Annotated in this window: 7 protein-coding genes; all 7 read left to right on the plus strand. The window is 69.5% G+C overall.

The features are described from left to right. Positions 1-2,528, plus strand: a 2,528-nt coding sequence (gene dnaE, locus ACIKT0_RS09925; protein WP_407105194.1) for a DNA polymerase III subunit alpha, incomplete at its 5' end; no start/stop codon positions are given. A gap of 180 nt (positions 2,529-2,708) precedes the next feature. After that, complete coding sequence (locus ACIKT0_RS09930) at positions 2,709-3,737, plus strand: 30S ribosomal protein S2 (protein WP_183396202.1); 1,029 nt, start codon at positions 2,709-2,711, stop codon at positions 3,735-3,737. A gap of 84 nt (positions 3,738-3,821) precedes the next feature. Continuing rightward, positions 3,822-4,751: a translation elongation factor Ts gene (tsf, locus tag ACIKT0_RS09935; protein ID WP_407105195.1), complete on the plus strand. Its 930-nt coding sequence runs from the start codon at positions 3,822-3,824 to the stop codon at positions 4,749-4,751. 4 nt (positions 4,752-4,755) lie between these two features. Further along, positions 4,756-5,487: a UMP kinase gene (pyrH, locus tag ACIKT0_RS09940; protein ID WP_407105196.1), complete on the plus strand. Its 732-nt coding sequence runs from the start codon at positions 4,756-4,758 to the stop codon at positions 5,485-5,487. A gap of 47 nt (positions 5,488-5,534) precedes the next feature. Then, positions 5,535-6,098: a ribosome recycling factor gene (gene frr / locus ACIKT0_RS09945; RefSeq protein ID WP_407105197.1), complete on the plus strand. Its 564-nt coding sequence runs from the start codon at positions 5,535-5,537 to the stop codon at positions 6,096-6,098. A gap of 101 nt (positions 6,099-6,199) precedes the next feature. Further along, positions 6,200-6,973 (plus strand): isoprenyl transferase, encoded by a 774-nt coding sequence (locus tag ACIKT0_RS09950; protein ID WP_407105198.1) that lies wholly within the window; start codon positions 6,200-6,202, stop codon positions 6,971-6,973. A 65-nt stretch (positions 6,974-7,038) separates the two neighbouring features. Further along, entirely contained in the window at positions 7,039-7,572 is a 534-nt protein-coding gene (locus ACIKT0_RS09955) for a phosphatidate cytidylyltransferase (RefSeq protein WP_407105199.1), read from the plus strand. Positions 7,573-7,655: the final 83 nt, after the last annotated feature.

A 7,655-nucleotide genomic window follows, 5' to 3' on the forward strand; every position in this document is an offset into this window, starting at 1 on the left:
CCGCGGAGCTCCGCCGTCAGGCGCAGGCGGGCCTTGCGGCCCGGCTCGCCGCCCACGAGCCCGCGCCCGGGCTTTCGGTCCAGGATTACGAGGCGCGCCTCGAGTTCGAGCTCGGCGTCATCGAGCGGATGAAATATCCGGGCTACTTCCTGATCGTCTCGGACTTCATCAAATGGGCGAAGGCGCAGGGCATTCCGGTCGGACCCGGCCGCGGCTCCGGCGCCGGCTCGCTCGTCGCCTACGCGCTCACCATCACGGACCTCGACCCGCTGAGGTTCGGGCTGCTGTTCGAGCGCTTCCTCAATCCCGAGCGCGTGTCGATGCCGGACTTCGACATCGACTTCTGCCAGGACCGGCGCGAGGAGGTGATCCGCTACGTCCAGGACCGTTACGGCCAGGACCGCGTGGCGCAGATCATCACCTTCGGCACGCTGCAGGCGCGCGGCGTGATGCGCGACGTCGGGCGCGTGCTCGAGATGCCCTACGGGCAGGTCGACAAGCTCTGTAAGCTCGTTCCGCAGAACCCGGCCAATCCGGTGACGCTCAAGCAGGCGGTCGGCGACGAGCCGAAGCTCGCCGAGGCCCGGGAGACGGACCCGACCGTCGGGCGCATGCTCGACATCGCGCTGAAGCTCGAAGGGCTTTACCGCCACGCCTCGACGCATGCGGCCGGCATCGTGATCGGGGACCGGCCGCTCGAGCAACTGGTCCCGCTCTACCGCGACCCGCGCTCGGAAATGCCGGTCACCCAGTTCAACATGAAGTGGGTGGAGCCGGCGGGCCTCGTGAAGTTCGACTTCCTTGGCCTCAAGACGCTGACCACGCTGTCCACCACCGCGAAGCTGCTGCGGCAGCGCGGGGTGGAGCTCGACCTCGAGACGATCCCGATCGACGATCCGGCGACCTACGCGATGCTGTCGCGGGGCGAGACCGTCGGCGTGTTCCAGCTCGAAAGCGCGGGAATGCGGCGCGCGCTCGCCGATATGAAGCCGGACCGCTTCGAGGACATCATCGCGCTGGTCGCGCTCTACCGGCCGGGCCCGATGGCGAACATTCCCACCTACTGCGCGCGCAAGCACGGGCTCGAGAAGCCGGAATACCTGCACCCGAAACTCGAACCGATCCTGGCCGAGACCTTCGGCGTCATCATCTACCAGGAACAGGTGATGCAGGTGGCGCAGTCGCTGGCCGGCTATTCGCTCGGCGAAGCTGACCTGCTGCGCCGCGCGATGGGCAAGAAGATCCGCTCCGAGATGGACGCACAGCGCGAGCGCTTCGTCTCCGGCGCGGTCGAGCGAGGCATAGGCAAGGCCGACGCGGCTACGATCTTCGAACTGCTCGCGAAGTTCGCGGACTACGGCTTCAACAAGAGCCACGCCGCGGCCTACGCCCTGGTCGCCTACCAGACCGCCTATCTCAAGGCGACCTATCCGGTGGAGTTCCTGGCGGCCTCGATGACGCTCGACATGGGCTCGACCGACAAGCTGGCCGAGTTCCGCCAGGAGGCCATGCGGCTCGGAATAGCCGTGCGGCCGCCCTGCGTGAACCGCTCCAATGTCGCCTTCGACGTCGAGGACGGCGCGATCCTCTACGCGCTCGCGGCCCTGAAGGGCGTAGGGCCGCAGGCGGTCGAGGGCATCGTGGCGCAGCGGCGCGAGGGCTCGTTCCGCGATCTTCGGGATTTCGCCAAGCGCCTCGACGCCAAGGCCCTGCCGCGGCGCGCGCTGGAAAGCCTGGTGCAGGCGGGCGCGCTCGACGCGCTCGAGCCGGACCGGGCCCGGGCGCTCGCGAGCGTCGACGCCGTGATGGCGATCGCCTCCCGCACCAGGGACGACGAGGCGATCGGCCAGTTCGGATTCTTCGAGGCGGCCGAGGAGCCGATCCGCCCGCAGCCGCACGAGGCGTGGTCGGCGGGCGAACGTCTAAAGCGCGAGTACGAGGCGGTCGGCTTCTTCCTTTCGGGCCATCCGCTCGACGACTACCAGGCGCTGCTGGAGAAGCTGAGGGTGAGGCGCTTCGCGGACTTCGCGGCCGCCGCCAAGGCGGGCGCTACGGCGGGCCGGCTCGCCGCGACGGTGCTGACGCGGCAGGAGCGGAAGACCAAGACCGGCAACCGCATGGGCGTGGTCACCCTGTCGGACCCGACCGGGCACTACGAGGCGGTGATCTTCTCGGAAGGCCTCGCCAAGTACCGCGACCTGCTCGAACCCAACACGCCGGTGATCGTCTCCGTCGCGGCCGCCGTGGAGGGCGACGAACTGCGACTGCGGCTCGAGCATGTCGAACCGCTCGACCAGGCGGCGGAGCGGCTGCAGCGCTCCGTGCGCATCTTCATGCGGGCGGCCGAACCGATGGAGCATGTCTCGCGGCGGCTGGAGGCCGGCGACGGAGAGGTCTCGGTCGTCCTTCTGCTGGACGAGGAGGAGACCGAAGTCGAGATCAGGTTGCCGGGCCGCTATCGGGTCTCGCCGCAGATCGCCGGGGCGTTGAAGACCGTGCCGGGCGTGGTCGCGGTCGAGGCCGCCTGAGCCGCCGCCGATCCGACGAGCTTCGCCCCGAAGCGCGGGCAGGCTCTCGGCTTGCCTTCATGTCGGCCTTTCGCCTATAAGCCGCGCCATCCCACACGCGGGCAGGCGGCGATAACCAAGCCGTTCCGGCGCTGGCCAGAGAGCCAGCGGCGCCCGCGAAGGCAACCGGAGAATACGAAAATGGCGCTTCCCGACTTCACGATGCGCCAGCTGCTCGAAGCTGGCGTGCATTTCGGCCATCAGGCCCACCGCTGGAACCCGAAGATGGGCCCCTACATCTTCGGCGCCCGCAACAACATCCACATCATCGACCTCGCCCAGACGGTGCCGCTGCTGCACCGCGCGCTTCAGGCCGTGAGCGACGTCGTCGCCGGCGGCGGCCGCGTGCTCATCGTCGGGACCAAGCGTCAGGCCGCCGACATCGTCGCGGATTCGGCCCGCCGGTCGGCCCAGTACTTCGTCAACTCCCGCTGGCTCGGCGGCATGCTGACGAACTGGAAGACGATCTCCGGTTCGATCCAGCGCCTGCGCAAGCTCGAGGAGATGCTCTCCGGCGAGGCCCAGGGCTTCACCAAGAAGGAGCGTCTGACGCTGTCGCGCGAGCGCGACAAGCTCGAGAAGACGCTCGGCGGCATCAAGGACATGGGCGGCCTGCCGAACCTGATCTTCGTGATCGACACGAACAAGGAGCAGATCGCCGTCAAGGAAGCCCAGCGGCTCGGCATCCCGGTCGCGGCGATCCTCGACACCAACTCGGACCCGGAAGGCATCACCTATCCGATCCCGGGCAATGACGACGCCGGCCGCGCGCTGGCGCTCTACGGCGACCTGATCGCCCGCGCCGCGATCGACGGCATCGGCCGCGGTCAGGGCGACCTCGGCGTCGATCTCGGCGCGCAGGAGGAGCCCGCGCTCGAGGAGCCGGCGATCGCCGTCGCCGAGACCGCCGAGCCGGAAGCGGCCGAGGAGGCGTTCGAGCTGCTCGCCGCTCCGCGCGGCGCGCCGGACGATCTGTCGAAGCTCACGGGCGTCGGTCCGCAGCTCGAGCAGAAGCTGAACGAGTACGGCATCTACCACTACTGGCAGCTCTCGGCGATGAAGCCGGAGGACGTCGCCAAGGCGGACGCCGACATGAAGCTCAACGGCCGCATCGACCGTGAAGGCTGGGTCGCGCAGGCGCGCGAGCACCTCGCCGGCGTCGCGGCCTGACGATCGATCGGGACGCCCGCGTCGTCAGGCGCGGGCCCCAACGGCATTCGTCGTCCCGCGTGGCGGCGCGAGTTAGAGGATACAATGGCCAACATCACCGCAGCCATGGTGAAGGAGCTTCGCGAGAAGACCGGCGCCGGCATGATGGACTGCAAGAATGCGCTCGGCGAGGCCGGCGGCGACATGGAGGCCGCGGTCGACTGGCTGCGCAAGAAGGGTCTCGCCAAGGCGGCCAAGAAGGCCGGCCGCGTCGCGGCCGAGGGCTTGGTGGCGCTTGCGGTGGCGGGCCCGAAGGGCGTCGCGATCGAGGTGAACGCCGAGACGGACTTCGTCGCGCGCAACCCGGAATTCCAAGAGATGGTCGCCACGATCGCGACCGTCGCGCTCGAGGCCGGCGCCGACGTCTCGACCATCGAGGCGGCCGGTTATCCGGGCGGTGGCAGCGTCCAGGAGAAGATCCAGGCGACGGTCGCCAAGATCGGTGAGAACATGACGCTGCGCCGCGCCGCGCAGATCGTGGTGCCGGCTGGCGTCGTGGGCTCCTACGTGCATTCGCCGGTCGCGCCGAACCTCGGCAAGATCGCGGTGCTCGTCGGCCTCAAGTCCGAGGGCAACGCCGAGGCGCTCGCCGCGCTCGGCCGCCAGGTCGCGATGCATGTCGCGGCGATCAACCCGCAGGCTCTCGACGCGGCCTCGCTCGACCCGGCGATCGTCGAGCGCGAGCGTAACGTTCTGGCCGACAAGGCGCGCGCCTCGGGCAAGCCCGAGAACGTCGTCGAGAAGATCGTCGAGAGCGGCGTGAAGACCTTCTACAAGGAGGTCTGCCTCGTCGATCAGCCCTTCGTGCATGACGGCTCCAAGACCGTCGCCCAGGCCGTGAAGGCGGCCGAGGCCGAAGTCGGCGCCCCGATCGAGATCACCGGCTTCGTCCGGCTCGCGCTGGGCGAGGGCGTCGAGCGCGAGGAAAGCGACTTCGCGGCCGAGGTCGCCGCGGCCGCCGGCACGAAAAGCTGACGCCGTGACGCCCGCCTCCGCGACGACGCCGCTCTATCGACGCGTCCTCGTCAAGGTGTCGGGCGAGGCCCTGATGGGGCCCTCCGCGTTTGGGCTCCATCAGCCGACTGTCGACCGCATCGCCGCCGATCTCGCGGCGGCGCATGCGCTCGGGGTCGAACTCGCGCTGGTGGTCGGCGGCGGCAACATCTTCCGCGGCGTGCAGGTATCTGCCCAGGGCGTCGACCGGGCGACCGGCGACTACATGGGCATGCTCGCCACCGTCATGAACGCGCTGGCGCTCGCGGCCGCGCTGATGCGGCAGGGCGTGCAGACGCGGGTTCTGTCGGCGCTCGACATGCCGGCCGTCTGCGAGACCTACACCAGGCCCCGCGCGCTGGCGCATCTCGACCGCGGGCGGGTCGTGATCTTCGCGGCCGGAACCGGCAATCCGTTCTTCACCACCGACACCGCCGCGGCCCTGCGGGCGATCGAGACCGGCTGCGACGCGCTTCTGAAGGCGACGCAGGTCGACGGCGTCTACACCGGCGATCCCAAGACCGATCCCACGGCCACGCGCTTCGACCGCGTCACCCATGACGAGGTGCTGCAGCGCGACCTCAAGGTCATGGACGCGGCGGCCTTCGCGCTTGCCCGCGAGAACGCACTTCCGCTAATCGTGTTTTCCATCCATGAGCCCGGCTCGATCCCGGCGGTCATCTGCGGCGGAGGACGCGCGACGATCGTCACGAGCTGACGCGCCTCAAGCGCCCTTCAGGCCCGCAAGCAGGAAGCATCTCCATCATGTCCGCCGGTTCGTTCGACATCGATGACATCAAGCGCCGCATGCAGGGGGCGATCGCCTCGCTGAAGACCGATCTTCAGGGGCTTCGCACCGGGCGCGCTTCGGCGAACCTGCTCGATCCCGTGACGGTGACCGCCTACGGCGCCGAGATGCCGCTCAACCAGGTCGCGACGGTGAGCGTGCCCGAATCGCGCATGCTGAGCGTGCAGGTCTGGGACCGCTCCATGGTCGGCGCCGTGGAGAAGGCGATCCGGGAGGCCAATCTGGGCCTCAACCCGATCACCGAGGGGCAGCTCATGCGCATCCCTCTGCCGGAGCTCAACGCCGAGCGGCGCAAGGAGCTGGTCAAGATCGCGCACAAATACGCCGAGCAGGCGCGCGTCGCCGTTCGGCACGTCCGCCGCGACGGCCTCGACACCCTGAAGAAGAACGAGAAGGACGGCGACATCAGCCAGGACGACCACGATCGTCTGGCGGATCAGGTCCAGAAGGCCACGGACGCCTCGGTCGCCGAGATCGACCAGGCCGTCGCGGCGAAAGAAAAAGATATCCTGCAGGTGTGATACCCTCCGGACGGATAGCCGCCTCGGCCGCCAGGCCGAATGTGACGAAGGTCCTGGCCATGCCGGACCGGGGCTTCGAGCATGCTGGTCCGGGCCCTGCCATGTCGCCGAGCAGTCTGAGCAGATTGAGTGGAAGTCCGGCCGAGCAGGCGGCCGAAGGCGCTCCGCCGCGGCACGTCGCCATCATCATGGACGGCAATGGGCGTTGGGCTGCGGCGCGCGGGCTGCCGCGGCTCGAAGGCCACCGCCGTGGCGTGGAGGCTCTGAGGCGCGCCGTCCAGGCCGCCTATGAGCTCGGGGTCCGGTACCTCACGCTCTACAGCTTCTCCTCGGAGAACTGGTCGCGGCCGGCGGAGGAAGTCTCCGACCTGCTCAATCTGCTGCGGCTGTTCATCCGGCGGGATCTCTCCGAGCTGCACCGCGAGAACGTGCGCGTGCGGGTGATCGGCGAGCGGGAGGGGCTCCCGCAGGACATCGCGAATCTGCTCGAGGAGGCCGAGAGCCTGACGCGGGCGAACACCGGTCTGAACCTCGTGGTCGCCTTCAACTATGGCGGCCGGCAGGAGATCGTGCGCGCCGTCCGGCGCATCGCCGGAGAGGTGCGGGATGGCCGCCTCGACCCTGCGGACATCGATGTCGCGTCCATTTCGGCGCATCTCGACACCGCCAACATCCCGGACCCGGATCTGGTGATCCGCACCAGCGGGGAACTGCGGCTGTCGAACTTCCTGCTGTGGCAGAGCGCCTATGCGGAGTTCGTGTTCCTGCCGCAGTTCTGGCCGGACTTCGGCCGCTCCGACTTCGAGGAGGCCATCGCGAGCTTCCGGTCGCGGCAGCGCCGCTATGGCGGGCGCGTGGCGCGGACGGGCGCGTGACGGAAGCTCCGCAGGCGGCCCGCAGCTCCTCGGAGCTCGCGAAGCGCATCGTCTCCGGCGTCGTCATGATCGCTGCGGCGCTGCTCGCGGCGTGGATCGGCGGCATCCTGTTCGCCGTCTTCTGGACAGTCGCCGGCATCGCGGTCGGCGTGGAATGGGCCTGGCTCTCCTCGCCTGACCCGAAGGCGCGCCGGCGCGCGGCGCAGACGGTCGCGCTCACGCTCGGCGTCGCGGGCGCGCTGGTCGGCCTCGCGGGCTACTTCGCCATCTCGTTCTGGGTGATCGCTGCGGCGCTGGCCATCGGCGCCGCCGCTGCGGCGCTCCTCGCCCGTCCGGTCTATGTGACAGCCGCCGCCGTGCCTTATGGGGCGGCGGTCTTCATCGGGGTGATACTTCTGCGGCGCGACCCGCACGACGGGCTGCTCGCGACGCTCTGGCTGTTCGCGGTCGTCTGGGCGACGGACATCGCAGCCTATTTCACCGGCCGGGCTATCGGCGGTCCGAAGCTCGCGCCCCGCATCTCGCCGAAGAAGACATGGTCCGGCGCCCTCGGCGGCGCGGCCGCGGCGGCCTGCGCGGGATGCCTTCGGCGTCGGTGAGCTGGTGGATCTTGTAGACGGACCGCCACGGCGCGACGTGGTCGCGCTCGGTGCCGACGACGAACAGCGGGACCCGGATGTTC

Origin of the sequence: Hansschlegelia beijingensis, assembly GCF_045505405.1 — a bacterium.
GTDB lineage: Bacteria > Pseudomonadota > Alphaproteobacteria > Rhizobiales > Methylopilaceae > Methylopila > Methylopila beijingensis_A.

Bases quoted from the DNA above. Each gene is read 5' to 3' on its own strand.
- tsf (WP_407105195.1), top strand. From the start codon at position 3,822: ATGGCCAACATCACCGCAGCCATGGTGAAGGAGCTTCGCGAGAAGACC.
- frr (WP_407105197.1), top strand. From the start codon at position 5,535: ATGTCCGCCGGTTCGTTCGACATCGATGACATCAAGCGCCGCATGCAG.
- ACIKT0_RS09955 (WP_407105199.1), top strand. From the start codon at position 7,039: ATGATCGCTGCGGCGCTGCTCGCGGCGTGGATCGGCGGCATCCTGTTC.
- ACIKT0_RS09950 (WP_407105198.1), top strand. From the start codon at position 6,200: ATGTCGCCGAGCAGTCTGAGCAGATTGAGTGGAAGTCCGGCCGAGCAG.
- ACIKT0_RS09930 (WP_183396202.1), top strand. From the start codon at position 2,709: ATGGCGCTTCCCGACTTCACGATGCGCCAGCTGCTCGAAGCTGGCGTG.